Genomic DNA, 23,950 nt, shown 5'->3' with positions numbered 1-23,950 from the left:
TCGGTCTGCCGCGCGGGCTAGCGGTTGGCGACCGCCTGCTTCACCAGGGTCCGGCCGAAGTCCCACATCAGCCCACCGCCGGCGTGCGCGTCGTCCATGACGGCGGTGAAGGCGGTGACGAACCGGTCCACCTCGCGCTCGGTGATGGTGAGCGGCGGAATCAGCTTGATCACTTCCAGATGGTCGCCGGAGACCTGGGTCAGGATGCGGTGCTTCTGGAGCAGGGGCACCACGACCATCTGCGCGAACAGGCCCTTGCGGGCGGCCTGGAGCATGGTCCAGCGGCTGCGCAGTTTGAGCGAGGCCGGGCGGCCGAACTCGATGCCGATCATGAGCCCGCGCCCGCGGACGTCCGAGAGGAGCTCATAGCGGTCGATGAGGGCGGCGAGCCGGGTGCGCAGCAGATCGCCCGTGGTGCGCGCGTTCTCGACGACCTTCTCGTTCCGCATCACCGAGAGGACGGCGAGCCCGGCCGCCATCGCCTGGGCGTTGGAGCCGAAGCTCGCCGAGTGGACGAGCACCCGGTCCATCGACGAGTAGACCTTCTTGAAGATCCACTCCTTGCCGAGCGTCGCGCCGACCGGCACATAGCCGCCGGAGAGCGCCTTGGCCACGCACACCAGGTCCGGCTCGACGCCCTCGTCGTGCTGGTAGGCGTAGAAGTCGCCGGTGCGGCCGAGCCCGGTCTGCACCTCGTCGGCGATCAGCAGCGCCTTGTGCCGGCGCAGCAGGTCCTGCGCGGCGCGCAGATAGCCGGGCGGCGCCTCGTGGACGCCCTTGCCCTGGATCGGCTCGACGATGAGCGCCGCCACGTCGCCGCGCCTCAACTCCCTTTCCAGCGCGGCCAGATCACCGAGGGGTACGGCGGTGTCGGGCAGCAGCGGGGCGAAGCCGTCACGGAACCCGGACTCGCCGTTGACGGAGAGCGAGCCGGTCGTCAGGCCGTGGAAGGCGTGCGCGCAGTACAGGATCCTGGGTCTGCCGGTGGCGTACCGGGCGAACTTGAGGGCGGTCTCCACGGCCTCGGTGCCGCTGTTGCCGAAGAACACCCGGTCCAGGTGCGGGCTGTGGGTGAGGAGCTGCTCGGCGAGCAGGCCGGGCAGCGGCTGGCAGTCGAAGCGGGTCAGGTCCGCCAGCGAGGCGTCCAGGACGTCGTGCAGCGCCTTGCGCACGACGGGGTGGTGGCGCCCCAGGCCCATGACGCCGAAGCCGGCCAGCATGTCGAGGTAGTCGTTGCCCTCGGAGTCCCAGAAGTAGGCGCCCTCGGCCCGCTCGTAGACCTTGTCGAAGCCGATGGTGTGCAGCATGCGCGGGAGCTGGTGGTTGAGGTGTTTGGCGTGCAGCTCGTAGCGTTCGGCCCCGCGCTCGGCCAGGAGCCGCGTCAGGTCGAAGTCCTTGTCGCCGGGGGCCTCCGAGCCCGGTGCGGGGAAGCCCTTCGGCTCGCCGTCGGTCATGCGTCGCTCTCCTTCCCGGCCGCCGGGGCGGCTTCCTTGGTCGCCGCGAGCGCGGCGCCGATCCGTCCCGCGATCTCCACCGGGGTGAGCCCGATGTCGGCCAGCACCTCACCGCGCTTGGCGTGCGCGAGGAACTGCTCGGGGATGCCGAAGCCGCGCAGCGGTACGTCCACCCCGGCATCCCGCAGAGCCTGCCCGACGGCCCAACCGACGCCTCCGCTGCGGACGTTGTCCTCCACCACGGCGACCAGACGGTGCCGGGCCGCGAGCGGGGCGAGCTGTTCGTCGACGGGTTTGACCCAGCGCGGGTCGACCACCGTGCAGGTGATGCCGCGCCCGGCGAGCAGCTCGGCCGCCTGGAGGGAGACCGGCGCGAGCACGCCGACCGCCACCAGGAGCACCTCGGCGTCCTCGTCGCGGCGCAGCACGTCCATGCCGCCGAGCCGGGCGAGCGCGGGAATCCCGGGCCCCACGGACTCCTTGGGGAAGCGCAGCACCGTCGGCGCGTCGGTGACGTCCACGGCCTCACGGAGCTGGGCCCGCAGCTGTCCGGCGTCGCGCGGTGCGGCGATCCTGAGCCCGGGGACGACCTGGAGCACCGACAGGTCCCACATGCCGTTGTGGGAGGGCCCGTCGACGCCGGTCACCCCGGCCCGGTCCAGGACGAACGTCACTCCGCACCGGTGCAGGGCCACGTCCATCAGCACCTGGTCGAAGGCGCGGTTGAGGAAGGTCGCGTACACGGCGACCACCGGGTGCAGTCCCCCGGTGGCGAGCCCGGCGGCGCAGACCGCCGCGTGCTGTTCGGCGATGCCCACGTCCCACACCCGCTCCGGGAAGCGCTCGGCGAAGCGGGTCAGCCCGGTGGGGTGCAGCATCGCGGCGGTGAGGGCGACGATGTCCGGCCGCTCGGCGCCGAGTTGGGCGAGCTCGTCCCCGAACACCGCTGTCCAGGAGGGGCCGTTGGCAGGAACCAGGGGTTCACAGGTCAGCGGGTTCATCGCGCCGACGGTGTGGAACCGATCGGCCTCGTCGTCGAGGGCGGCCTGGTAGCCGCGGCCCTTCTCGGTGAGGCAGTGCACAAGTACCGGACCGTGGAAGCGTTTTGCCCGGGCAAGAGCGGACTCGACGGCCTCGGTGTCGTGCCCGTCGATGGGCCCGACGTACTTCAGGCCGAGGTCCTCGAACATGCCCTGGGGCGCGACCGCGTCCTTGAAGCCCTTCTTCGCGCCGTGCAGCGATCCGTACAGCGGCTGTCCCACGACGGGTGTCTGGCGGAGCACGTCCCTGCCCCATGCCAGGACCCGCTCGTAGCCGTCGCTGGTACGCAGCGTGGCCAGGTGCCCGGCGAGGCCGCCGATGGTCGGCCCGTACGAGCGCGCGTTGTCGTTGACCACGATGATCAGCGGGCGCTCACGCACGGCCGCGATGTTGTTGAGCGCCTCCCAGGCCATGCCCCCGGTCAGCGCGCCGTCCCCGATGACGGCGACGACATGGCCGGACCGGCCGAGCACCTCGTTCGCCTTGGCGAGCCCGTCGGCCCAGCCGAGGACGGTGGAGGCGTGCGAGTTCTCTATGACGTCGTGCTCGGACTCGGCACGCGAGGGGTAGCCGGACAGGCCCCCCTTGGTGCGCAGCTTCGAGAAGTCCTGCCGCCCGGTGAGCAGCTTGTGCACGTAGCTCTGGTGGCCGGTGTCCCACAGGATGCGGTCGGCCGGGGAGTCGAAGGCCCGGTGCAGGGCGATGGAGAGCTCGACCACCCCCAGATTGGGGCCGAGGTGTCCGCCGGTGCGGGCCACCGCCTGGATCAGGAACTCCCGGATCTCCCGGGCCAGTTCACCCAGGACCGTCCGCTCCAGCGCTTTCAGGTCGTGCGGCCCCCGGATGCTTTCCAAGATCGTCACGTTCAGGCCCCCTCCTGTCGATCCCGTTCGGTTCACGAGCGACCCCGGGCCCGGCACGGCGCCCTTCGGCCACCCCCCGGCCTCGGTCACCGGGGCCGGGCCGGCGCCGGGGAGCCCCGGAGAGACCCGCTCTCCGGGGCTCTTGGCGTCAGCCGCGGTTTCCCTGGACGGTTTCGCGGACCGCCCGCAGCGACTCCTTCAGCGATCCCATGGTCGCGAGCACCGCGGTCGGCTCGTAGCCGCAGTGCGCCATGCAGTTCGCGCACCGCTCGTCCTTGCCCCGGCCGTACTTGTCCCAGTCGGTCTCCTCGACCAGCTCGCGGTAGGTCGGCACGTACCCGTCGCTCATCAGGTAGCAGGGTCGCTGCCAGCCGAAGAGCGAGTAGTTGGGGATCGCCCACGCCGTGCACGGGAAGTCGGCCTTGCCCTCCAGGAAGTCCAGGAAGAGCGGCGAGTGGTTGAGCCGCCAGCGTGCCCGGTTGCCTCCGGAGAACGCCTTCTTGAAGAGTTCCCTGGTCTGCTCGACGCCCAGGAAGTGCTCCTGGTCGGGGGCCTTCTCGTAGGCGTACGCGGGCGAGATCATCATCTCGTCGACCTTGAGGTCGTCATTGAGGAAGTTGAGCACCTCGATGATGGTCTGGGGGGTGTCGGTGTTGAAGAAGGTCGAGTTGGTGGTGACCCGGAAGCCGCGCCGCTTGGCCTCCTTGATCGCCGCCACCGCCTCGTCGAACACGCCCTCCTTGGCCACCGACTCGTCGTGCCGCTCGCGCAGCCCGTCGATGTGCACGGCGAAGGCGAAGTAGGGCGACGGCGTGAAGTTCTCCAGCTTCTTGCGCATCAGGAGAGCGTTGGTGCACAGGAAGACGTACTTCCTCTTGGCCACCAACTGCCGCACGATCTCATCGATCTGAGGGTGCATCAGCGGCTCGCCGCCGGCGATGGACACCATCGGCGCACCGGATTCCAGCACCGCTCCGACGGCCTGCGCCACCGGCATGCGCTGCTTCAGGATCCCGGCCGGATGCTGGATCTTTCCGCAGCCCTCGCATTTCAGGTTGCAGGCGAAAAGCGGTTCCAGCTCGACGATCAGCGGGAACTTCTCACGCTTGCGCAACTTCTGTTCAAAGAGATAGGTCCCGACCCTGATGGACTGGCGAAGCGGCATGGCCATCTGGCTCACCTCCTGGGGAGCGGCAAAGAACGGTGCCATTCAAAGAAAGCGGGAAGAACGGCACGAAGAACGCGGAAGGCTGATATTCCACCGCGCACCGTGCCGATCCGGACGAGTTCATGTTCTGGAGCGTCCACGACCACCCGTACGGCCGCAACCGGGCGCGATCCGGTCTGCTGGGCGGCCTTCAGCGTTACGGCGGACTCCATGTCCACCGCGATCGCCCCGGTCGCCCGCAGATCGGCCCGCTCGGGGCCCCGTACGACGTGGTCGGACCCGATGAGGGGGCCGGTGTGGACCGTGCGGCCCGGCAGCGCCTCGGCGAGCGCCTTGGCGAGCACCTCGGTGTCGGTGCACACCGTGGTGCCCGCCGGGCCGCGGGTTTCCTCGGCGACGATCAGGTCCCCGGGGTGCATCCCCGGGACCAGGCCGGCGCAGAAGCCTGAGGCGATGACCGCCGCGTCACGCATCGCGGCCGCGTCAAGGGCCCGCGCCATCGCGCGCTCGGCGGCCCGGGGGCCCATGCCGCTGCGCAGCACGGTGACCGGGCCCGCCGCGCCGCGGGCGCCGCGCAGCGCGAGCCGCTCGATGGTGAGCGCACACGCGATCACCAGCGGCACAGGGCGCGGGGCCTGGGGTGTGTCCATCAACTCCCCTTGGTACCACTGGGGGAGAACGGTTCTCCGTGGACATAGCGGCCGAGCGCGGTGAGCGGGAAGACCTGCCGGTAGAGGTGGTAGTTGATCGAGAAGTCCCAGGGGAATCCGGTCCCGGTGAAGTACGGCTCGTCCCAGGAGCCGTCCTCGCGCTGGTTCTCGGCGAGCCAGGCGACCCCGCGCTCGACGGCCTTGCCCTCCCGCTCCCCCGCCGCGAGCAGGGCGAGCAGCGCCCAGGCGGTCTGCGAGGCGGTGGAGGGCCCCCGGCCCACCCACTCCGTCTCGCCGTAGGAGCGCAGGTCCTCGCCCCAGCCGCCGTCGTCGTTCTGTACGCGCTCCAGCCAGCCCACCGCGCGGCGGATCGCGGGGTGCGCCGCGGGGAGCCCGGCGGCCACCAGGGCGGGCACCACCGAACCGGTGCCGTAGACGTAGTTGACGCCCCAGCGCCCGAACCAGGCGCCGTTGGCCTCCTGCTCGGCGAGCAGCCACTCGATGCCGCGCCGGGTGCGCGGATCGTGCGAGCGGCCCTCGTGGGCGAGCATCTCGACCACATGGGCGGTGACGTCGGCCGACGGCGGATCGATGACCTCACCGAAGTCGCAGAACGGCAGCCGGTTGGGGAAGGAGCTGGTGTTGTCCGCGTCGAACGCGGCCCAGGCCCCGTTCTTCGACTGCATGCCGAGGGTCCAGCGCGTCCCGCGGGCGATGGCCGCCTCGACCTTGTCCCTCCGCGGGTGCTCGACCCGGCGCAGCGCGAGGATCACTTCGGCGGTGTCGTCGATGTCGGGGTAGTTGTCGTTGTGGAACTCGAACGCCCAGCCGCCCGGCGGGAGTTGGGGCCTGCGCACCGCCCAGTCGCCGGGCCGGGTGATCTCCTCCTCCAGCATCCAGTCGGCCGCCTTGACGAGCGCCGGGTGGTCGCGGGGCACGCCCGCGTCGGCCAGGGCGATGACGGCGAGACAGGTGTCCCACACCGGGGACTGACAGGCCTCGATCATCCGGGCACCATCCTCGCGCCACACCGCGAACCGGTCGAGCGACTCCAACCCGGCCCGCATCACGGGGTGTTGGAGGCCGTAGCCGAGCAGATGCAGGGCGATCACCGAGTACACGGCGGGGGGCTGGATGCCGCCCCAGCAGCCGTCGTTCTCCTGGCGCTCGACGATCCAGCGGGCGGCGCCGCGCATCGCGGCCCGGCGCAGCGCGCGGGGGGCCACCTTGTGGTAGGCGTGCAGCACCTTGTCGAGCCGCTGGAAGGCCCCGCTCCAACTCCGTACGGGAGCAAGGGGTTTGACCGGGTTGGGGCACCGCGGGTCGGTGTGCAGCTCGTCGAGCGCGAAGGGCGCCGGGCGCACCGGGCGCTTCGCCGAGACCACGGTGAGCGGCACGATGGTCTGCCGGGCCCAGCAGCCGAAGTCATAGATGTTGAGGGGCACCCACGAGGGCAGGAAGATCAGTTCGGGCGGGAGCTCCGGGAGGTCGTCCCACTTCCACCAGCCGAACAGGGCCAGCCAGATCCGGGTGAACACGCGCGCCGAGGCGATCCCGCCCCTCGCCCTGATCCACGCGGAGGCACGCGCCATGTGCGCGTCCTCGGGCCGGTCACCGGCCAGTCTGAGCGCGACATAGGCCTCGACGGTGGTGGAGAGCTCGCCGGGGCCGCCGTAGAAGGTGGCCCAGGTTCCGTCGTCGCGCTGCTCGCCCCGGATGTACAGGGCGGCCGCCTGGAGGGTCTTGTCGTCCTGGATTCCCAGGAACTGACGCAGCAGCAGATCCTCGGCGTCCATGGTGACGTTGGTCTCCAGGTCGCCCTTCCACCAGCCCTGGGCGTCCTGTCTCGCGAGCAGGTGCCCGATCCCGCGCTCGGCAGCATGCCGGGCGGCGTCGCGCACCGCGTTCGCGCCGGGAGGTGTCCCGGTTGTCGCACTGGCCGCGGCGGCCCGGGGCCGCGGGGCCCCGGTGCTTCCGTCGGTCGTCGCTGTCATGGCTTCCCCTTCGTGCAGTAGCTACTTCTGCTGTGCTGGGGTCTCCGTCGGAGGCGGCCCGGTCTCCCGGGCCCTTCCGGCGACTGCGCGTCATATGGGAATGGTGATCATCTCTTTCGGACGACGACGAAGTCCGCGAGCGCGGTGAGCTGCGCGCGGATCTTTTCCGGCATGTCGACCGCGTCGAGTGCCTCGATCGCGATGGTGTGCTGCCTGCGGGCCTCCTGGGAGGTCCACTCGCGGCCGCCGGCCTCCTCGATGAGGGCCGCGCGGGTGGCGAACTCCGCCTCGGAGAAGCTGTCGAAGTCATTGCTCTTGGCGTCGGCGGCGAGCAGCTCGCCCAGGCGCGTCGAGGCCGGGCCGCCCGCGGCGAGCGCGGCGACGACCGGCAGGGACTTCTTGCGCTGGCGCAAATCGCTCCAGGTCTGCTTGCCCGTGGCGTCGGGGTCGCCCCAGATGCCGAGCAGGTCGTCGACGGCCTGGAAGGCGAGGCCGAGGTGGTAGCCGTACGCCTCCAGGGTGTCGGCGGTACGGTCGTCGGCGCCGCCGAGGACCGCGCCGATGGAGACGGCGCAGGCGAGCAGCGCGCCCGTCTTGTTGCCCTCCATCTCCAGGCACTCCTCGACGGTGACCCGCTCGCGGTGTTCGTAGGAGATGTCCTGGGCCTGACCGTCGATCAACTTCCGCGTGGCGGTGGTGAGTCGGCGGGTGGCGCGGCCGGCCTCGACCGTGCCGAGTTCCAGCAGGACCTCGTTGGCGAGGGCGAACAGGGCGTCTCCGACGAGGATCGCCTGGGCCGGGCCGTGCACCTTCCACACGGTGTCGCGGTGGCGGCGCTGCTCGTCTCCGTCCATCAGGTCGTCGTGCAGCAGCGAGAAGTTGTGCACGAGTTCCACGGCGACCGCCCCGGGAACACCGACCTCGGCGGCGGCGCCGGCCGCCTCGGCGGAGAGCAGGGCGAGCGCGGGCCGTACGGCCTTGCCGCCGTCGCCGTCCGCCGGACGCCCCTGGGCGTCGATCCACCCGAAGTGGTAGGCGGCGACGGTGTCCATGGGAGCCGCGAGCCGGTCGACGGCCGCGCGCAGCTCCGGAGTCGACAGCGCGCGCCCCCGCTCCAGCAGGGCGGTGACGTCCACGGCGTCCACAGCCGGATTCGCCGAAGCCGAAGGCACAGTCGGCACAGTCTCTCCTCTTGTTCCAGTACTGCTGACAGTCATGCCGCCTCCTGAAGCGGATGAACGTGGGGGCGGCCGAGGGCTGCGAGCGCGGCACCGGCGGCACTGAATCCGCTGCGTACGGCGCCCTCCATGGTCGCGGGCCAGCCGGTCGCGGTCCACGCGCCGGCCAGGTACAGGCCCGGTGCGCGGGTCCGCGCCGACGGCCGCAGCCGTCCGACGCCGGGGGTGGGTGCGAACGTCGCCGTCCGCTCCCGGGTGACGAAGAAGTCGAGGATCTCCGCGCCGCGCGCCGCGGGCAACAGCTTTTCCAGCTCGGGGAGATAGCGTGCGCGCAGTTCGGCCACGGGCAGCTCGATCTCGTCCCCGGCGTCCGACTGGGAGAGGGCCAGATACTGGCCCCGGCCGGTGAGGCCCGAGGAGTCCGTACGGTCGAAGACCCACTGCACGGGGCTGCCGAGCGCGGCGAAGAAGGGCTGCTTCAGCACCTTGCGGTCGTAGACGACGTGCACGTTGAGGATCGGCGCGGTCCCGATGTCGAGCAGCCTGCCCGGGTCGTCGAGGGCGCCGTCGGGCAGCAGGTCGTGGGTCTCCTTCTGCGGTACGGCGAGCACGACGGTATCGGCGTCCAGCGTCTCGCCGGACACCTGTACCCGCCAACTCCCGTCTCCGGTACGGGAGATGGAATCGGCCTTGGTGCGCGTCTCGACGCGTACGCCCGCCGCGTCCAGGGCCTTGCGGGCCAGCGTGTCGTGCAGATGACCGAGCGGCACGCGGGCCCAGCCGATGTCGGCGGCGCCCGCCTCGGAGAGCAGTCCGGTCTTGAAGACCATGGCGGCCAGGCCCAGCGAGGCGTGCGGCGCGGTGGCGTTCAGGGTCGCCACGCCGACCAGGTCCCACAGCGCCTCGATGGTGCGGCCGGACTGGCCGTGCCGGCCGAGCCAGGTCGCGAAGTCCACGCCGTCCAGGGCCGGATCGGCGGGGTCGAGCTTCTTCAGCGCGAGTGCGGCGCGCCCGACCGAGGCCCGCTCGGCGAGCGAGAGGTGGGGATATGTCGCCAGGCTGCGCGCGAGGTGCAGCGGCACGGGCAGCGCGTCGCGTCGCAGCCTGCCGAGCCGGGGGCCCCGGGGGTGGGCGACATCGAGGACGGGGACGTCCAACCGGTCCTGGACGGGGGCGAGTTCGGCCCCGCCGACCCGGTCCAGGAACCAGCTGTAGGCGGTGCAGCAGCGCAGATAGACGTGCTGGCCGTTGTCGACGGTGAGGTCGCCGCGCCGGAAGGAGAACGCGCGACCGCCGAGGCGCGGGCGGCCCTCGATCAAGGTCACGTCCAGGCCGGCGTCGGCCAGTTCGAGCGCCGCGGTGATGCCGGCGAGTCCGCCGCCGATCACCACCGCGCGTGGGGACTGCGCGTCGTTCATGCGCCCTCTCCTTGAACCGCGCCGGCATGGCGCGCGTGGCACGCCGATGCAGACAGGGACGCCGCGAGACGCCGGGAAGTTGCACGTCGGGCCCGCGTAATGATCCTCGGCCCTTCGTCCAGGTGGGCGTGGTGCATCAGGCGCGCCTCCTGGCGGACTGCCGGGAGACGGTGCGCGTGTCGAGCCCCGACAGACCGCGTACCGCGACGTACGCCTTCTCCCGCCCGGGCAGCGAGACCCGCCCGCGCAGCACGGCCTCGGGGTCGCGTTCGATGCGGTCGAGCAGGCGCCGGTAGATGCCGGCCATGGCCGCCACACAGGCCCCGCTGCGCCGGTCCAGCATGGGAAGCAGCCGGTAGCCCTCGGCGAACAGGGCCCGGGCGCGCCGCACTTCGAAGTGGACGAGCCCCGCGAAGTCCGAACCGGGCGGCGCCACGGGGCTGTTGAAACCCGTGGAGCAGCCGAATTTGGCGAGGTCGTCGGCGGGCAGGTAGGTGCGCCCGTTGCCCGCGTCCTCGCGAACGTCCCTGAGGATGTTGGTGAGTTGGAGTGCGAGCCCCAGCGTGTCGGCGTACTCCCCGGCGCGTTCGCTGCCCTGCGCCCCGGGCTGGGTGCCGAACACGCCCAGGGAGAGCCGGCCGATGGCGCCCGCGACACACCGGCAGTACACCTTCAGGTCGTCCCAGGTCTCGTAGCTCTCGCCGTGGACGTCCATGAGGACGCCGTCGATGAGTTCGTCGAGCCCGTCGAGCGGGATCGGGAAGCGTCGTGCCGCGTCCGTGAGCGCCACCGCGACCGGGTCGGTGTCGTCCTCGTCCACCGCGCCGTCGCGGATCCGCCCGAGCAGCGCCCGGGTCTCCTCCAGGCGCGTCCGCTTGGCGTCCTCGGCGAGCGTGCCGTCACCGATGTCGTCGACCCGGCGCGAGAACGCGTACAGCGCCGACATCGCCTGCCGCTTGTCGGCGGGCAGCAGCCTGATGCCGTACGCGAAATTGCGCGCCTGCTGCCCGGTCACGGCCTCGCAGTAGCTGTATGCGGCCTGTACCGGTGCGGACACGGGTGCCTGTGCCTCCACTGTCCGGCTCACCCCTCTCTACGCGCTCTTCGCAAGACGGCTCCCACCTCGCGCATCAGCCTTGCCTTGGTGGGCTTGGGCGGCCCCGGGAGTACGTCGTGGCCGGCGGCGGCGACCGCGTCGAGCGCGGCGCGGCCTCCGGCCACGAATCCGGCCAGCAGCAGCTTGAGTCTGCCGTGGACGCTACCCACCAGAGGGGTGCCTTCATTCAGCAACGACCCGGCGCGTTCGGCTTCGAACGCGACCAGGGCACGCACCGAGGCGCTCCCTCGGGGGGCGGCCAGATCGGCCTGCGTGACATGGAAACGGGACATGTCCTCGGCCGGCAGATAGATCCGGTCCCGGCCGAGGTCCTCCTTCACGTCCTGGAGGTGTTCGACGATCTGCAACGCCGTGCAGATCGCGTCGGAGCGGCGGACGCGCTCCGGGCTCGTGGTGCCGGTGATGGCGAGGACGAGCCGTCCCACGGGGTTGGCCGAGAGCTCGCAGTAGGCGACCAGGTCCTCGTACGTCTCGTAACGCCGCACGCGCTGGTCCTGGCGGTTCGCCGCGATGAGCCCGAGGAACGGCTCGGGGGTCAGTGAGCAGCGCCGCACGGTGGGCTTCAGGGCCGCGAGGAGCGGGTGGTGCGGGGTGCCGTCGAAGACGCGGCGCAGGTCCGCCTCGAAGGCGTCGAGCATGAGGAGCCGGTCGTCCGCGTGGGCGGGGTCGACGCCCAGGTGGCGGGCGTCGGCGCCGCCGGGGGCGAGGTCGCCGTCGCCGATGTCATCGACGAGCCGGGCGAATCCGTACACGGCCATCAGGTCGTCGCGCCAGGCGCGCGGCAGGAAGAAGGGGGCCACCGGGAAGTTCTCGTCCGTGGCCTTGTCGAGCGTGGCGCGCGCGGGGGATCCGGTGCGCACATCCCGGACAGGGGTCACCGGGTACCGCCCGGGGCGGGAACGGCGGCCGTCCCTTGGAGCTGGAGATCTTCCGTAGCCATGGCCGTCACATCTCCCGTTCTACACCGCCGACCCAATACATCCTATTTCGGACACGCCGCCTGACCTCCCCGGACGGGGCGACCCGTCGTGCGAGGAGCCGGGGGCGTATCACCCCACTTGCCGCGAATCAGCACCGGTACAGCTTACGTTGTACAACGACCGCCTCCGCGCCGGGGTGTTGCGAGCATTACAAGAACACGTCGATCCCGCCCAACCTTCCCCGCACAGCAGCGCATTGACGGGGTCTTGACCGTCCGACCACACCATAGGACGCACAAGCCCCTGCCGGGGTTGATCGACAGGGGCTTCGCATCGCGGTGCGGCGGGTGACCGTGCGTCAGCGGCCGGACTCCTTCTGGTAGGCCTTGACGACCTCGTCGGTCGGGCCGTCCATGAGGAGCTCGCCGCGCTCCAGCCACAGCACGCGGTCGCAGGTGTCCCGGATGGAGCCGATGCTGTGGCTCACCAGGAAGACGGTTCCGGCGTGCTTGCGCAGCTCCCTGATCCGCTCCTCGGAGCGGATCTGGAACTGGCGGTCACCGGTGGCGAGCGCCTCGTCGATCATGAGGACGTCGTGGTCCTTGGCCGCGGCGATGGAGAACCGGAGGCGGGCCGCCATGCCGGAGGAGTACGTCCGCATCGGAAGGGAGATGAAGTCGCCCTTGTCGTTGATGCCGGAGAAGTCGACGATCTCCTCGTAGCGCTCCTTGACCTCCTCGCGCGACATGCCCATGGCGAGGCCGCCGAGGATCACGTTGCGCTCGCCGGTGAGGTCGTTCATCAGCGCCGCGTTCACGCCGAGCAGCGAGGGCTGCCCGTCGGTGTAGACCCGGCCGCTCTCGGGCGGCAGCAGCCCCGCGATGGCGCGCAGCAGGGTCGACTTGCCGGAGCCGTTGGAGCCGATCAGGCCGATCGCCTCGCCGCGGTACGCGGTGAACGACACGCCCTTGACCGCGTGCACCCGCCGCATGCCCCGGCCGGCCCCGCCGGTCTTGTCCCTCTTGACGATGCGCGACAGGGCCGCGGTGGCGCTGCCCCGTCCGCCGCCGCCTCCGTTGACGGTGTACACGATGTGCACGTCGTCGCAGATCACGGTGGGGATGCGCGCGTCCTCGACGGCGACGCGGTCCTTGATGTCCTCAGCCACGGCCATAACGCTCCTCAGCCTTCCAGAAGTACACGAATCCCAGGGCGCCGACGACCACGGCCCAAGCGGTCGCGAGCAACCAGACGTGCGGGGGCAGGGACCCGCCGCCGTAACCGTCCAGCAGGGCGTAGCGCGCCAGGTCCATGTAGATCGCGGCGGGGTTGACCTGGAGGACGTGCTTGAGCCAGCTCGGCTTGTCGTGGAGTACCGCGGTGATGCTGAACATCACGCCGGACGAGTACATCCAGGTCCGCATGATGAACGGCATGAGCTGCGCGAGGTCCGGCGTCTTGGCGCCCAGCCGCGCGAAGATCAGCGCGAGGCCGGTGTTGAAGACGAACTGCAGCGCGAGCACCGGAATGATCAGGGGCCAGGTCATGCCCGGCGTGAAGCCGGAGGCGACCACCACGATCATCAGGACGATCATCGAGAACAGCAGCTGCTGGAGCTGCTGGAGCGCGAAGGAGATGGGCAGCGAGGCGCGCGGGAAGTGCAGCGCCCGCACCAGGCCCAGGTTGCCCGAGATCGCCCGTACGCCGGCCATCAGCGAGTTCTGCGTGAAGGTGAACAGGAACACGCCGGTCACCAGGAACGGGATGAAGACATCGTTGGGGATGCCCTTCCTCGTTCCCATGAGCACGCCGAAGATGAAGTAGTAGACCAGCGCGTTCAGCAGGGGCGTCGCCACCTGCCAGATCTGGCCGAGTTTCGCCTCGCTGTACTGCGCGGTCAGCTTGGCCGACGAGAACGACAGGATGAAGTGGCGCCGGCCCCAGAGCTGCTTGATGTAAGCGGTGAGCCCGGGCCGGGCACCGCTCACCGACAGCCCGTGCTTGGCGGCGAGTTCCGCCGGGGACAGGGTTGTGTCACTCACAAGTGGAAACTTTCGTGTTCAAGAAGTACGCCCGATGGTCGTGGAGCCGAGACTCTCAGATGACGGGAGGACGGCCCAGCCGGGTGAGCTTGAAGACCGTACGCCACTTCATGGGGCGCCGGGGTCCGCAGGGCGTCGCCCAGCCCTCCTTGAAACCGCCGAACCAGGCCTTGAGCGCCGGGCCCGAGGGCTTGCGCGCGAGTGTCAGGAGCAGCCAGACCCCGAGGTAGACCGGGACGAGCGGCGCGGGCAGGTTGCGCCGGGCCAGCCAGACCCGGTTGCGGGCCACCATCCGGTGGTAGACCGCGTGCCGGGACGGGGCGGTCGTCGGGTGGTGCAGCACCATGTCCGCGCGGTAGTCGATCATCCAGCCGGCGTCGAGCGCCCGCCAGGCGAGGTCGGTCTCCTCGTGCGCGTAGAAGAACTCGCCGGGCAGCGCCCCGACCTCCGCGAAGACCCGGGTGCGTACGGCGTTGGCGCCGCCGAGGAAGGTCGTCACGCGCGAGGAGCGCATCGGGTCGGCGGCGCGCAGCCTCGGCACGTGGCGGCGCTGGGTGACGCCGGTGTCCGGGTCGGCGATCCGGAAGCTGATGATGCCGAGCTCCGGGTCGGCCGCGAAGGCCTGGCGGCACAGTTCGGCGGTGTCGGTGTTGGGGAGCAGCCCGTCGTCGTCGAGGAAGAGCAGCACGTCCATCTCGGCGCCCGAGGGTCCGAACGCCTCGATGCCGACGTTGCGACCGCCGGGGATGCCCAGGTTCTCGGGCAGATCCACGGTGCGTACGCCGTCGGGGACCTCGGGGACCGGGGCGCCGTTGCCGACCACGACGACCTCGACCGGGTCACCGTCCTGCTTGGCCACCGAATCAAGCAGGGCGCGCAGCTCGGCGGGGCGGTTGCCCATCGTGATGACGACCGCGCCGACCTTCAGCGGGGCGCTCACTTCAGCCTGCTGGAGGCGAGGATGGACACGAGGTGCAGCAGCGTCTGGAGCAGGGCGATGCCGGCCAGCACCGCGACGCCCAGGCGCGAGAAGTACAGGTCGCCCCGGACCTGGTCCACGACCGCGAGGACGAGGATCAGCAGGGACGCCTCGATGCCGAGGACGAGGCGGTGGAACTTCAGGCCCGCCGCCGCCCGGCGGGCGAGCGCCATGCCGGAGGAGCGCGGGGTGGCCGCCGCGTCCTTGACCAGGGGGAGACCGCCCTGGTGGCGGGCGACGCCCACGAGGTCGGTCTCGGCCTTGATCAGGATCGCGCCGAGCGCGGCGAGCGTACCGAGGAAGGCCCACAGCCAGTCGATGCGGCCGGGGCCCCACAGGTCGGCGGCGCGCAGGCCGAAGCCGACCAGGACCGCCGCGTCGCACAGGTAGGCGCCGACGCGGTCGAGGTAGACCCCGGACAGCGAGAACTGCTTCTTCCAGCGGGCGACTTCACCGTCGACGCAGTCGAGCAGCAGATAGCCCTGGACGGCCACGACACCGAGGACGGCGCCCCAGACGCCCGGGACGAGCAGAGCCGGTGCGGCGAGGACACCGCTGAGCGTCATCAGATAGGTCAGCTGGTTCGGCGTGACCTTGGTGGTGACCAGGACGCGGGTGATGCGCAGCGAGATCTCGCGCATGTACAGGCGGCCGCCCCAGTGTTCGCCGCTGACCCGGTCCTTCACACCCGCCGGGTGCACGACCGGGCGGAGCTCAGCTACGGATGGTCTTGGCATAGTCGGCGTACGCGTCCCTGATCTGGTCGGTGGACAGGTCGAGGTGTTCGAGGATGGTGTAGCGGCCGGGCCGGGTCTGCGGCGCGAACTCGACGGCCCGGACGAACTCCTCGGCGGTGAAGCCGATTTCCTCCGCGGTCACCGGCAGGGCGTGCCTGCGCAGCACCTCGGCCATGAGGGCGGACTGCGCGGCCGCGCCGCGCAGGTGCATCGCGAACGCGGCGCCCAGGCCGCACTGTTCGCCGTGGCTCCCGGCGCGCTGCGGGAAGAGCAGGTCGAAGGCGTGGCTGATCTCGTGGCAGGCGCCCGAGGAGGGCCGGCTGTCACCGCTGATCGACATCGCGATGCCCGACATCACCAGACCCTCGGAGAGGGTGACCAGGAAGTCGTCGTCGCCGACGGTGCCGGGGTGGCGCAGCACCGCCTCGCCGGCGCTGCGCGCCATGGCGGCGGCCAGGCCGTCGACGGGCTCCCCGGTCTCGCGGTGCGAGAGCTCCCAGTCCGCGATCGCGGACAGGTTGGAGATCGCGTCACCGATGCCCGAGCGCACGAAGCGCGCGGGCGCCTCCCGGATCACGTCCAGGTCGATGAGGATCGCGAGCGGGGTGGGCACGCCGTAGGAGCCGCGCCCGTTGTCGTTGTCGAGGGTGGAGATCGGCGAGCAGATGCCGTCGTGCGACAGGTTCGTGGCGACCGCGACCATCGGAAGCCCGACCCGGGCCGCCGCGTACTTGGTCACGTCGATGATCTTGCCGCCGCCGAGCGCCACGACCGCGTCGTAGCGCTTGCCGCGCATCTGGTCGGCGAGCGTGACCGCCGCGTCGATGGTGCCGCCGTCGACCGCGTACCACTCGGCGCCCGGAAGGAGCGGGGAGAACTGCTCGCGCAGCTTCTGCCCCGATCCCCCGCTGACCGCGATCGCCAGATTGCCGTTGGCGGAGATGCGCTGGTCGGCGAGGACGACCGCGAGGTCGTCGAGGGCGCCGCGCCGGATGTCGACGACGACGGGCGAGGGGATCAGCCGCGTCAGTACTGGCACGCGATCTCACGGCCCTTCGCCAGGTCGTCGTGGTTGTCGATCTCGACCCACGACACCTCGCCGATGGGGGCCACGTCGACGGTGAAGCCGCGGTTGACGAGCTCCTGGTAGCCGTCCTCGTAGTAGAGGTCGGGGTCGCGCTCGAAGGTGGTCTTCAGCGCGTCCGCGAGCTCCTCGGCGGCCTCGGCCTCGATGAGCGTGACACCGATGTACTCACCGGTGGCGTCGGCGGGGTCCATCAGCTTGGTGATGCGCTGGACGCCCTTGCCCTCGGCGGTGATGACCTTCATCTCCTCGTCGGCGAGGGACTTCACCGTGTCGAGGGCGAGGATGATCTTCTGGCCCTGGCCGCGCGCGGCCAGCAGGGTCTTCTCGACGGAGACGGGGTGGACCGTGTCGCCGTTGGCGAGGATCACACCGCGCTTGAGGACCTCGCGGGCGCACCACAGGGAGTAGGCGTTGTTCCACTCCTCGGCCTTGTCGTTGTCGATCAGCGTGATCGCGACGCCGTACTTGGCCTCCAGGGCCTCCTTGCGGGCGTACACGGCTTCCTTGCGGTAGCCGACGACGACGGCGACCTCGGTGAGGCCGACTTCCGCGAAGTTCTTCAGCGCGATGTCCAGGACGGTGGTGTCACCGTCGACAGGCACGAGGGCCTTCGGAAGCGTGTCGGTGTAGGGGCGCAGACGGCGTCCGGCACCGGCTGCCAGTACGAGGCCAATCATGCTGTTTCTCCTTCGTCATGTACGGCAGGTGCTCCGGAGGACACCCAGAAGCGGATGGACTCCACGAGCACCACGAGCGCGATGACCGCCGCGAGGGCGGTGAGCGCCAGGGTGAAGTCTGTGCCTCGTGTGGCGAGGACGGCGGCCAGCACCGTCACCACGAGCGTGCGGCCCTCCTGGCCGCCGATCACCCGCACCAGCCACTGCGGCGGCGCGCCGGAGCCGCCCTTGATGCGGTAGACCGTGTCGTAGTGATGGTAGGCGACCGCGGAGACGAGCCCGAAGGCCGCGGGAAGGGCCCCGTCCACGTCCGAGCGGGCCGCCAGGATGAGGACCGTGCCGTACTCGGCCACCCGGAAGAGTGGCGGCACGAGCCAGTCGAGGGCGCCCTTGAGGGGGCCGGCGACGGCGAGGCCGGACAGGATCGCGTAGAGGACGGCGGCCACGATCATCTGGCGGCCGCCGACGGGCTGCGTCAGGGCGGCGGCGATCAAAGCCGCCGCTCCGACGGCCGCGACCACAGGGGCGCCGGGGATCCGCGGGGCCTTCGCGGCGACGAGCTGGGCGAGCGGCCCGCTGTCCGCGAGGTCGGCGAGCGCGCGGGCGGCGCGGTCGGTCCGGGTGGCGCGGCGGGCCACGGAGCGCAGGACGCGGCCGGCGGTGGTGTAGCAGGCGGCGAAGGCGCAGCCGGTGAGCAGGGCGTAGAAGACGACGCGGGGCGTGGTGGCGGCGGTCAGCACGGCGATCATCGCCCAGCGCTCACCGATGGGCAGCACGATCATGCGCCGCACCCACACCGTCCAGCCGACCGAGTCGAGCCTGCCGGAGAGGGCGGCGGTGGGGCTGGTGTTGGCGGACGCGTCAGTGCCTACGACATGCGCCTCGTTGAAGGAGAAGTCCACGACATGGCGACAGGTCTGGAGGACCATCGCGCCGAGCGCGAGCGCCCATACGTCATCGCCGCCCCGGGCCGCACCGAGGGCGAGGCCCGCGTAGTAGGCGTACTCCTTGGCGCGGTCGAACGTGGCGTCGAGCCAGGCGCCCATCGTCGAGTACTGGAGCGAGTAGCGGGCGAGCTGCCCGTCGGTGCAGTCCAGGACGAAGGAGAGGATCAGCAGCACTCCGGCCGCGACATAGCCGCCCCTGGTCCCGGTCGCCGCGCAGCCGGCCGCGATCAGCGCGGTGATCAGCGAGGCGGTGGTGACCTGGTTGGGCGTGAGGCCCCGGCGGGCGCACCAGCGGGCGATGTAGCGGGAGTAGGGGCTGATGAAGTGGGTGGTGAAGAAGCCGTCGCGGGACTTGACGGCGTTGCGCAGCCGTACGGCCTCGTCGTCGACCGCGCTCACGGCCCGGCTCGCGGCGGCCGCGGCGGCCTCGTCGGCGGGGACGGTGGCGACCAGCGAGCCGAGCTCGGGGTGGTGCACCGCGACGCCGTCGGCTTCGAGCGCGGCGGCGACGCCGTCGGTGAGCACGGCGGCGGTACGGACCTGGGCGGCGGGCGCCGCGGGGACCTCGGCCAGGGCGCGGGCCAGCGCGGGGCGGGCCTCGGCCTGGACGGTGAGGGCGCCGGGCACCGAGGCGGCCGGGAAGCGGGGGTCGGTCAGCGCGAGCCGCAGGGCGTGGAGGTGGCCGAGGAAGCGCGGGTCGACCAGCGCGACGCGTTCACCGGCCGGCACCTCGGCGAGCAGGCGGGGCAGGTCGTCGGGGAGCAAGGCGTTCTGTACGTCGAATCCCAGCGCGCGCAGATCGGGTCCGAGCTGCGATCCGGGCACCGGCGGGCCGGTAAGGATGGCGGTGGACAGACGAATTCACTCCTTGCGACGGACACGGCTGACGGCACGGCCCGGCCCGGTACGGGGGCGGGCGGCACGTCGGCAGAGGCTATCGGATGCACGGAACCGGGAATTCACTGGCCGTTCACGCCCGCTGAGGCCCGGGAGCGCCGGTGCGAGGGGCGCCGCGATCATCATGGTGGATCAAGGCCGCAGCCCACAAACCGCCTACCCAGGGGGCTTGTCCACTCGCCGCGCCGGGTCGGCGCCCCTGAGCTTCACATGATCTCCCCAAGGCTCTGACCTGCACGCATTTCCGCAGGTCAGAGCATATGACAACGGTGTTCAGTGCCGTGTTGCGCATACCCCCTACCCGTAGTTCACTTGCCCCTCGTAGAGCCACGGCGCACAGACGTCGGGATTGATCGGCAACGGATCCGGGAGGGCCTTCATGGGGGCTGGGCACGACCACGGGCACACGCACGGCGGCCCGCCGCCGACCGGCACCGCGGCCGCCGCGTACCGGGGACGGCTGCGCATCGCGCTCGGCATCACACTGACCGTGATGGTCGTGGAGATCGTCGGCGGTCTGCTCGCCGATTCCCTGGCGCTGGCCGCGGACGCGGCGCACATGGCGACGGACGGTCTCGGGCTCGCGATGGCGCTGCTCGCCATCCACTTCGCCAACCGCCCGGCCGGAGGCAACCGCACCTATGGGTTCGCCCGCGCCGAGATCCTCGCCGCGCTCGCCAACTGCATGCTGCTGCTGGGCGTGGGCGGATACATCCTGTTCGAGGCGGTGGCGCGGTTCGTCGAGCCGGCCGGCACCGCGGGCGGCACCGCCGTGGTGTTCGGCCTGATCGGTCTGGTCGCCAACTCGATCTCGCTGTCGCTGCTCATGAAGGGCCAGCAGGACAGCCTCAACGTCCGCGGCGCGTTCCTGGAGGTCCTCTCGGACGCGCTCGGCTCGGCGGCGGTCGTGGTGGCCGGCCTGGTGATCATGACCACCGGCTGGCAGGCGGCCGACCCCATCGCCTCCCTGGTGATCGGCCTGATGATCGTGCCCCGGACCGTCAAGCTGCTGCGCGAGACCCTCAACGTTCTTCTGGAATCGGCGCCCAAGGGGGTCGACATGGCCGAGGTGCGGGCCCACATCCTGGAGCTGCCGGGCGTGGACGACGTCCACGATCTGCACGCCTGGACCATCACCTCGGGGATGCCGGTGCTCTCCGCGCACGTGGTGGTCAGCCAGGAGGTCCTGGACAGCGTGGGCCACGAGAAGCTGCTGCACGAGTTGCAGGGCTGTCTGGGCGACCACTTCGACGTCGAGCACTGCACCTTCCAGCTGGAGCCGGGCGGTCACGCCGAGCACGAGGCGAAGCTCTGCCACTGAGACGCGCGGTTCCCGGCACCTCGCGTGGGGCAGGACATGCGGATGCCGGTCAATGGCGGACACGCCGCTTTTGTACGGCAGACTGAGCAGCCGAGGACCGAAGCGAAGGATGGTTATGCCGAGCACACCTGCCACCACGGCGAACAACTCGTCGACCGGGACCACGGGCGCAGCCGCACCGGAGATCATGCTCGAACTCGTCGACGAGAGCGGCAACACCATCGGAACCGCGGAGAAGCTCTCCGCCCACCAGGCGCCCGGGCAGTTGCACCGGGCGTTTTCCGTCTTCCTCTTCGACCCCGCGGGCCGGCTGCTGATCCAGCGGCGGGCGCTCGGCAAGTACCACTCCCCCGGCGTCTGGTCCAACACCTGCTGCGGCCACCCCTACCCCGGCGAGTCGCCGTTCGCGGCGGCCGCCCGGCGCACCCACGAGGAGCTCGGCATCTCGCCGACGCTGCTCGCCGAGGCGGGCACCGTGCGCTACAACCACCCCGACCCCGAGTCGGGGCTCGTCGAGCAGGAGTACAACCACCTCTTCGTGGGCCTGGTGCAGTCGCCGCTGCGGCCGGACCCGGAGGAGGTCGGTGAGACCGCGTTCGTGACGCCCGGGGAACTCACCGAGCGGCACGCCCACGCCCCGTTCTCGGCCTGGTTCATGACGGTCCTGGACGCGGCGAGGCCGGCCGTCAAGGAGCTCACGGGGCCCGCCGCGGGCTGGTGATCCCCGGCAGCGGGGCCAGCGGGAGTGCGGCCCAGACGACCTTTCCGCCCCCGGCGGTCTGCTCGACGTCGCACACCCCGCCGGCCTCCTCGGTGATCTCGCGCACCAGGAGCAGCCCCCTGCCGCCGGTCTGCGCGTAGTCGGCCTCCAGGGCCTTGGGCCGGTAGGGGTGGTTGTCCTCGACGGACACCCGGATCCACTCGGCGCCGATGGCCACCTCGACGGCCACCTCCGGGGAGAGCAGTGCCGCGTGTCTGACCGCGTTGGTGACCAGCTCGGAGACGATCAGGAGCAGGCCCTGAACGAGGTCCTCGTGGGCCGGCACGCCCTGGCGGCGCAACAGGTCGCGCACCGCGTGCCGGGCCTGCGGAACGGAGGCGTCGACCGAGGGGGCGGTGAAGCGCCACACCCCCTCGTACGACTGCTGCCGGGCCGGAGCGGCGGGTTCGGGCGGCAGGCTCCCGCGGATCTCCATTGTTCCGGCACCACCTTCGCGGCTCGACAGCACACCCGACTGCTGAAAAGTGTCGGGAGTGCGCTGGTCCGGACCGGCCGACTGACCATAAGTCAGCATCTACTGCCGCTTTTTGATCCCCATTGACCGAGAAGGTCACTTCTCCATGGTGTTTTGATCTCCCTCTGAGGGCTTTGCCATGGCTTGCGGGGGTGTCGGAGACATCGGAGGTGTGCCGTCTCCGTTCCCCGCGGGGGCCACCGCGTCACTCACGAGAGTGACGATTCTGCGGCCGCCCACCCCGATCGCGATCAGACCGAGTCCGTCGAACAGAAGAGCCAGCGAGAAGAAGCAGCCGATGACGTACCGGCTGCTGCTCGGCCAGCTCGCGAGCACCAGGATGCCCAGGAGCACGTCGAACGCGCCCTGCACCAGCGTCCAGCCGAATTGCGGCCCGCGCACCACCACGCTGCCCGCCAGGCGGAAGACACCGCCGGTCAGGAAGAGCAGGGCGGCGAACATCGTGAGCGCCTCGGCACTGCCCTCGGGGCGACGGATGATCACCACGCCCGCCGCCAGGTTCAGTGCGGCGACCACGACGGCCAGCCAGAAGAACCCGGAGCCGCGCGACTGGATCGCGTGCGCCAGGCCCACGACGCCGCCGACGAGCAGCAGCCAGCCGAAGAGCAGCATCGTGGTGAGGGTGGCGAACCCGGTGTAGGCGAGGCCCACCAGGCCGGCCACGACCAAAATCGCCCCGAGCAGGGCGAGCAGGCCGAAGCCACGGCTCAGTTTCCTGCCCTCGCGTCCGACGTTCTGCTTGGATCCGGCCATCGGCGTCTCCTCATCGATCCGCGTGCGGCCCCCCTTGCGATCATAGGTTTCGGGTGCCCGGATAGCATCCGGCGCATGCAGCTGGAGCAGAGCCTGTGCGAGGGCGTCGCCACCGTCGTCATCAGCCATCCCGCCAAGCGCAACGCGATGACGTCCGCGATGTGGCGGGCCCTTCCACCGCTGCTCGAAACCCTGGCCGCCGACCCGGACGTAGGGGCCCTGGTGCTGACCGGAGCCGGGGACACCTTCTGCGCGGGGGCGGACATCTCGACGCTGCGGGAGCCGGGCGAGGACCCCCGGGCGCTCGCGGTGGCGGCGGAGGAGGCGCTCGCGGCGTTTCCCAAGCCGACGCTCGCGGCGGTGCGCGGTCACTGCGTGGGCGGCGGCAGCCAGCTGGCGGCCGCCTGCGATCTGCGGTTCGCGCAGGAGGGCGCGCTGTTCGGCGTGACGCCCGCGAAGCTCGGCATCGTCTACCCGGCGTCCTCCACCCGGCGGCTAACCTCTCTCGTGGGCCCCGCGACCGCCAAGTACCTTTTGTTCTCGGGGGAGTTGATCGACAGCGCCCGGGCCCTGCGGACCGGCCTGGTGGACGAGGTGCTGCCGGCGGGCGAACTGGACGAGCGGGTGGCCGCGTTCACCCGGACCCTGGTGTCGCGCTCCCGGCTCACCCAGGCGGCGGCCAAGGAGTTCGCGGACGGCAGGACCGACCGGGACGCCCACTGGGCCGAGCAGGAACGGGCCGCCGACGACACCGCCGAGGGCATCGCCGCCTTCCTGGAGCGCCGCACCCCCCGCTTCACCTGGAGCCCTCAGCCCTGAGGGACGCCCTTGGCCCGGAAGTACTCGACCAGTTCGGCGGGCGCCGTGCGCGGCGAGCCCGCGTCATAGGGCAGCTGGGGGTCGTACTCCAGCAGGAGCTGTACGGACTCGGCGTGCCGGTCCCCGGCGATCTCCCCGGCCAGGGTGAGCCCCATGTCGATACCGGCCGAGACACCGGCCGCGGTGACGTACTTGCGGTCCATGACGACCCGCTGGGCCGTGGGTGTCGCGCCGAAACCGCGCAGCTCGTCCAGGGCCAGCCAGTGCGAGGTGGCGCGCCGCCCCCTGAGGAGCCCGGCCGCGCCGAGCAGCAGCGAACCCGTGCACACGGAGGTCGTCCACGTGGTCATGACGTCGACGGCGCGCAGCCAGTCCAGGAGCGGGCCGCCCGCGAGGTGCGGTTCGACGGCCTCGGGCGGGGCTCCCGGCACGACAACGATGTCGGGCCGGGTCACCTCGGCGAAGGACTTCTCGGCGACGAGGGCGAGGCTGCCCCGGTCGTTGCGTACCGGGCCGGCCTGTTCGGCGACGAACACCGTCTCGGCTCCGGGGAGCGGAGCGAGCGTCTCGTACGGTCCGACGGCGTCCAGGGCGGTGAACCGGTCGTAGAGCAGGATCGCGATCTGCATGGG

Annotated in this window: 22 protein-coding genes; 3 read left to right on the top strand and 19 right to left on the bottom strand. The window is 71.1% G+C overall.

Annotation, left to right across the window (positions count from 1 at the left end; translation table 11 throughout):
• Nucleotides 1–17 precede the first annotated feature (17 nt).
• The 16 genes from N4G70_RS15285 to N4G70_RS15210 form a co-directional block, all read right to left on the bottom strand.
• Nucleotides 18–1,454 carry an aspartate aminotransferase family protein gene (locus N4G70_RS15285; RefSeq protein WP_261713170.1) on the bottom strand — a complete coding sequence of 479 codons (1,437 nt, stop codon included), beginning with the start codon at nucleotides 1,452–1,454 and terminating at the stop codon, nucleotides 18–20.
• Nucleotides 1,451–3,358: a 1-deoxy-D-xylulose-5-phosphate synthase gene (dxs, locus tag N4G70_RS15280; RefSeq protein WP_261713169.1), complete on the bottom strand. Its 1,908-nt coding sequence runs from the start codon at nucleotides 3,356–3,358 to the stop codon at nucleotides 1,451–1,453. Before dxs ends, N4G70_RS15285 begins: the two co-directional genes overlap by 4 nt.
• Nucleotides 3,359–3,506: 148 nt before the next feature.
• Nucleotides 3,507–4,529 (bottom strand): adenosyl-hopene transferase HpnH, encoded by a 1,023-nt coding sequence (gene hpnH, locus N4G70_RS15275; protein ID WP_120720413.1) that lies wholly within the window; start codon nucleotides 4,527–4,529, stop codon nucleotides 3,507–3,509.
• A gap of 5 nt (nucleotides 4,530–4,534) precedes the next feature.
• Nucleotides 4,535–5,176, bottom strand: a complete 642-nt coding sequence (locus N4G70_RS15270; protein ID WP_261713168.1) for a 1-hydroxy-2-methyl-2-butenyl 4-diphosphate reductase — start codon at nucleotides 5,174–5,176, stop codon at nucleotides 4,535–4,537.
• A complete protein-coding gene (shc, locus tag N4G70_RS15265) occupies nucleotides 5,176–7,170 on the bottom strand; it encodes a squalene--hopene cyclase (RefSeq protein WP_261713167.1) in 1,995 nt (664 codons plus the stop codon). Before shc ends, N4G70_RS15270 begins: the two co-directional genes overlap by 1 nt.
• Before the next feature lie 107 nt (nucleotides 7,171–7,277).
• Complete coding sequence (locus tag N4G70_RS15260) at nucleotides 7,278–8,387, bottom strand: polyprenyl synthetase family protein (RefSeq protein ID WP_261713166.1); 1,110 nt, start codon at nucleotides 8,385–8,387, stop codon at nucleotides 7,278–7,280.
• Nucleotides 8,384–9,766, bottom strand: coding sequence for a hydroxysqualene dehydroxylase HpnE (hpnE, locus tag N4G70_RS15255; protein WP_261713165.1), 1,383 nt, complete (start codon nucleotides 9,764–9,766; stop codon nucleotides 8,384–8,386). The genes N4G70_RS15260 and hpnE overlap by 4 nt, the downstream gene beginning before the upstream one ends.
• A 136-nt stretch (nucleotides 9,767–9,902) precedes the next feature.
• The gene (hpnD, locus tag N4G70_RS15250; RefSeq protein ID WP_261713164.1) at nucleotides 9,903–10,853 is read right to left on the bottom strand and encodes a presqualene diphosphate synthase HpnD; all 951 of its coding nucleotides are present in this window, start codon (nucleotides 10,851–10,853) and stop codon (nucleotides 9,903–9,905) included.
• Nucleotides 10,850–11,761 (bottom strand): squalene synthase HpnC, encoded by a 912-nt coding sequence (gene hpnC / locus N4G70_RS15245; protein WP_261713163.1) that lies wholly within the window; start codon nucleotides 11,759–11,761, stop codon nucleotides 10,850–10,852. Before hpnC ends, hpnD begins: the two co-directional genes overlap by 4 nt.
• Nucleotides 11,762–12,161: 400 nt before the next feature.
• The gene (locus tag N4G70_RS15240; RefSeq protein ID WP_120720419.1) at nucleotides 12,162–12,977 is read right to left on the bottom strand and encodes an ABC transporter ATP-binding protein; all 816 of its coding nucleotides are present in this window, start codon (nucleotides 12,975–12,977) and stop codon (nucleotides 12,162–12,164) included.
• A complete protein-coding gene (locus N4G70_RS15235; protein WP_261713162.1) occupies nucleotides 12,964–13,845 on the bottom strand; it encodes an ABC transporter permease in 882 nt (293 codons plus the stop codon). Before N4G70_RS15235 ends, N4G70_RS15240 begins: the two co-directional genes overlap by 14 nt.
• 55 nt (nucleotides 13,846–13,900) lie before the next feature.
• On the bottom strand, nucleotides 13,901–14,785 hold the full coding sequence (locus N4G70_RS15230; protein WP_261713161.1) for a glycosyltransferase family 2 protein: 885 nt from the start codon (nucleotides 14,783–14,785) through the stop codon (nucleotides 13,901–13,903).
• Nucleotides 14,782–15,561: a CDP-alcohol phosphatidyltransferase family protein gene (locus N4G70_RS15225; RefSeq protein ID WP_261713160.1), complete on the bottom strand. Its 780-nt coding sequence runs from the start codon at nucleotides 15,559–15,561 to the stop codon at nucleotides 14,782–14,784. The genes N4G70_RS15230 and N4G70_RS15225 overlap by 4 nt, the downstream gene beginning before the upstream one ends.
• A complete protein-coding gene (locus N4G70_RS15220; protein WP_261713159.1) occupies nucleotides 15,539–16,600 on the bottom strand; it encodes an iron-containing alcohol dehydrogenase family protein in 1,062 nt (353 codons plus the stop codon). The genes N4G70_RS15225 and N4G70_RS15220 overlap by 23 nt, the downstream gene beginning before the upstream one ends.
• Nucleotides 16,588–17,325 (bottom strand): phosphocholine cytidylyltransferase family protein, encoded by a 738-nt coding sequence (locus N4G70_RS15215; protein WP_261713158.1) that lies wholly within the window; start codon nucleotides 17,323–17,325, stop codon nucleotides 16,588–16,590. The genes N4G70_RS15220 and N4G70_RS15215 overlap by 13 nt, the downstream gene beginning before the upstream one ends.
• The gene (locus N4G70_RS15210) at nucleotides 17,322–19,127 is read right to left on the bottom strand and encodes a CDP-alcohol phosphatidyltransferase family protein (RefSeq protein WP_261713301.1); all 1,806 of its coding nucleotides are present in this window, start codon (nucleotides 19,125–19,127) and stop codon (nucleotides 17,322–17,324) included. Before N4G70_RS15210 ends, N4G70_RS15215 begins: the two co-directional genes overlap by 4 nt.
• A gap of 421 nt (nucleotides 19,128–19,548) precedes the next feature.
• On the opposite strand from N4G70_RS15210, the gene N4G70_RS15205 reads away from it, so the two are divergent.
• The gene (locus N4G70_RS15205; protein ID WP_261713157.1) at nucleotides 19,549–20,490 is read left to right on the top strand and encodes a cation diffusion facilitator family transporter; all 942 of its coding nucleotides are present in this window, start codon (nucleotides 19,549–19,551) and stop codon (nucleotides 20,488–20,490) included.
• A 115-nt stretch (nucleotides 20,491–20,605) separates the two neighbouring features.
• Nucleotides 20,606–21,211, top strand: coding sequence for an isopentenyl-diphosphate Delta-isomerase (gene idi / locus N4G70_RS15200; RefSeq protein WP_261713156.1), 606 nt, complete (start codon nucleotides 20,606–20,608; stop codon nucleotides 21,209–21,211).
• On the opposite strand, the gene N4G70_RS15195 is transcribed toward idi, so the two are convergent.
• The gene (locus tag N4G70_RS15195) at nucleotides 21,186–21,686 is read right to left on the bottom strand and encodes an ATP-binding protein (protein ID WP_120720427.1); all 501 of its coding nucleotides are present in this window, start codon (nucleotides 21,684–21,686) and stop codon (nucleotides 21,186–21,188) included. The two genes, idi and N4G70_RS15195, sit on opposite strands and share 26 nt — an antisense overlap.
• Before the next feature lie 135 nt (nucleotides 21,687–21,821).
• Nucleotides 21,822–22,499, bottom strand: a complete 678-nt coding sequence (locus tag N4G70_RS15190) for an HdeD family acid-resistance protein (protein ID WP_261713155.1) — start codon at nucleotides 22,497–22,499, stop codon at nucleotides 21,822–21,824.
• A gap of 75 nt (nucleotides 22,500–22,574) precedes the next feature.
• Here N4G70_RS15190 and N4G70_RS15185 point away from each other — a divergent pair, with 75 nt between their 5' ends.
• On the top strand, nucleotides 22,575–23,318 hold the full coding sequence (locus tag N4G70_RS15185; RefSeq protein WP_261713154.1) for an enoyl-CoA hydratase/isomerase family protein: 744 nt from the start codon (nucleotides 22,575–22,577) through the stop codon (nucleotides 23,316–23,318).
• Here the strand turns inward: N4G70_RS15185 and N4G70_RS15180 are convergent.
• Nucleotides 23,309–23,947 carry a DJ-1/PfpI family protein gene (locus N4G70_RS15180; protein ID WP_261713153.1) on the bottom strand — a complete coding sequence of 213 codons (639 nt, stop codon included), beginning with the start codon at nucleotides 23,945–23,947 and terminating at the stop codon, nucleotides 23,309–23,311. The genes N4G70_RS15185 and N4G70_RS15180 overlap by 10 nt on opposite strands.
• Nucleotides 23,948–23,950 lie beyond the last annotated feature (3 nt).

This window comes from Streptomyces sp. ASQP_92, from assembly GCF_025399895.1.
Taxonomy (GTDB): Bacteria; Actinomycetota; Actinomycetes; order Streptomycetales; family Streptomycetaceae; genus Streptomyces.
This window is presented reverse-complemented; position numbering and strand designations above follow the sequence as displayed.

What these genes read in the sequence shown, in the direction of transcription:
- N4G70_RS15285 (WP_261713170.1), bottom strand. Translation starts at nt 1,454, where the DNA reads ATGACCGACGGCGAGCCGAAGGGCTTCCCCGCACCGGGCTCGGAGGCC.
- hpnH (WP_120720413.1), bottom strand. Translation starts at nt 4,529, where the DNA reads ATGGCCATGCCGCTTCGCCAGTCCATCAGGGTCGGGACCTATCTCTTT.
- N4G70_RS15270 (WP_261713168.1), bottom strand. Translation starts at nt 5,176, where the DNA reads ATGGACACACCCCAGGCCCCGCGCCCTGTGCCGCTGGTGATCGCGTGT.
- shc (WP_261713167.1), bottom strand. Translation starts at nt 7,170, where the DNA reads ATGACAGCGACGACCGACGGAAGCACCGGGGCCCCGCGGCCCCGGGCC.
- N4G70_RS15260 (WP_261713166.1), bottom strand. Translation starts at nt 8,387, where the DNA reads ATGACTGTCAGCAGTACTGGAACAAGAGGAGAGACTGTGCCGACTGTG.
- hpnE (WP_261713165.1), bottom strand. Translation starts at nt 9,766, where the DNA reads ATGAACGACGCGCAGTCCCCACGCGCGGTGGTGATCGGCGGCGGACTC.
- N4G70_RS15240 (WP_120720419.1), bottom strand. Translation starts at nt 12,977, where the DNA reads ATGGCCGTGGCTGAGGACATCAAGGACCGCGTCGCCGTCGAGGACGCG.
- N4G70_RS15225 (WP_261713160.1), bottom strand. Translation starts at nt 15,561, where the DNA reads ATGCCAAGACCATCCGTAGCTGAGCTCCGCCCGGTCGTGCACCCGGCG.
- N4G70_RS15215 (WP_261713158.1), bottom strand. Translation starts at nt 17,325, where the DNA reads ATGATTGGCCTCGTACTGGCAGCCGGTGCCGGACGCCGTCTGCGCCCC.
- N4G70_RS15205 (WP_261713157.1), top strand. Translation starts at nt 19,549, where the DNA reads ATGGGGGCTGGGCACGACCACGGGCACACGCACGGCGGCCCGCCGCCG.
- idi (WP_261713156.1), top strand. Translation starts at nt 20,606, where the DNA reads ATGCCGAGCACACCTGCCACCACGGCGAACAACTCGTCGACCGGGACC.
- N4G70_RS15195 (WP_120720427.1), bottom strand. Translation starts at nt 21,686, where the DNA reads ATGGAGATCCGCGGGAGCCTGCCGCCCGAACCCGCCGCTCCGGCCCGG.
- N4G70_RS15190 (WP_261713155.1), bottom strand. Translation starts at nt 22,499, where the DNA reads ATGGCCGGATCCAAGCAGAACGTCGGACGCGAGGGCAGGAAACTGAGC.
- N4G70_RS15185 (WP_261713154.1), top strand. Translation starts at nt 22,575, where the DNA reads ATGCAGCTGGAGCAGAGCCTGTGCGAGGGCGTCGCCACCGTCGTCATC.
- N4G70_RS15180 (WP_261713153.1), bottom strand. Translation starts at nt 23,947, where the DNA reads ATGCAGATCGCGATCCTGCTCTACGACCGGTTCACCGCCCTGGACGCC.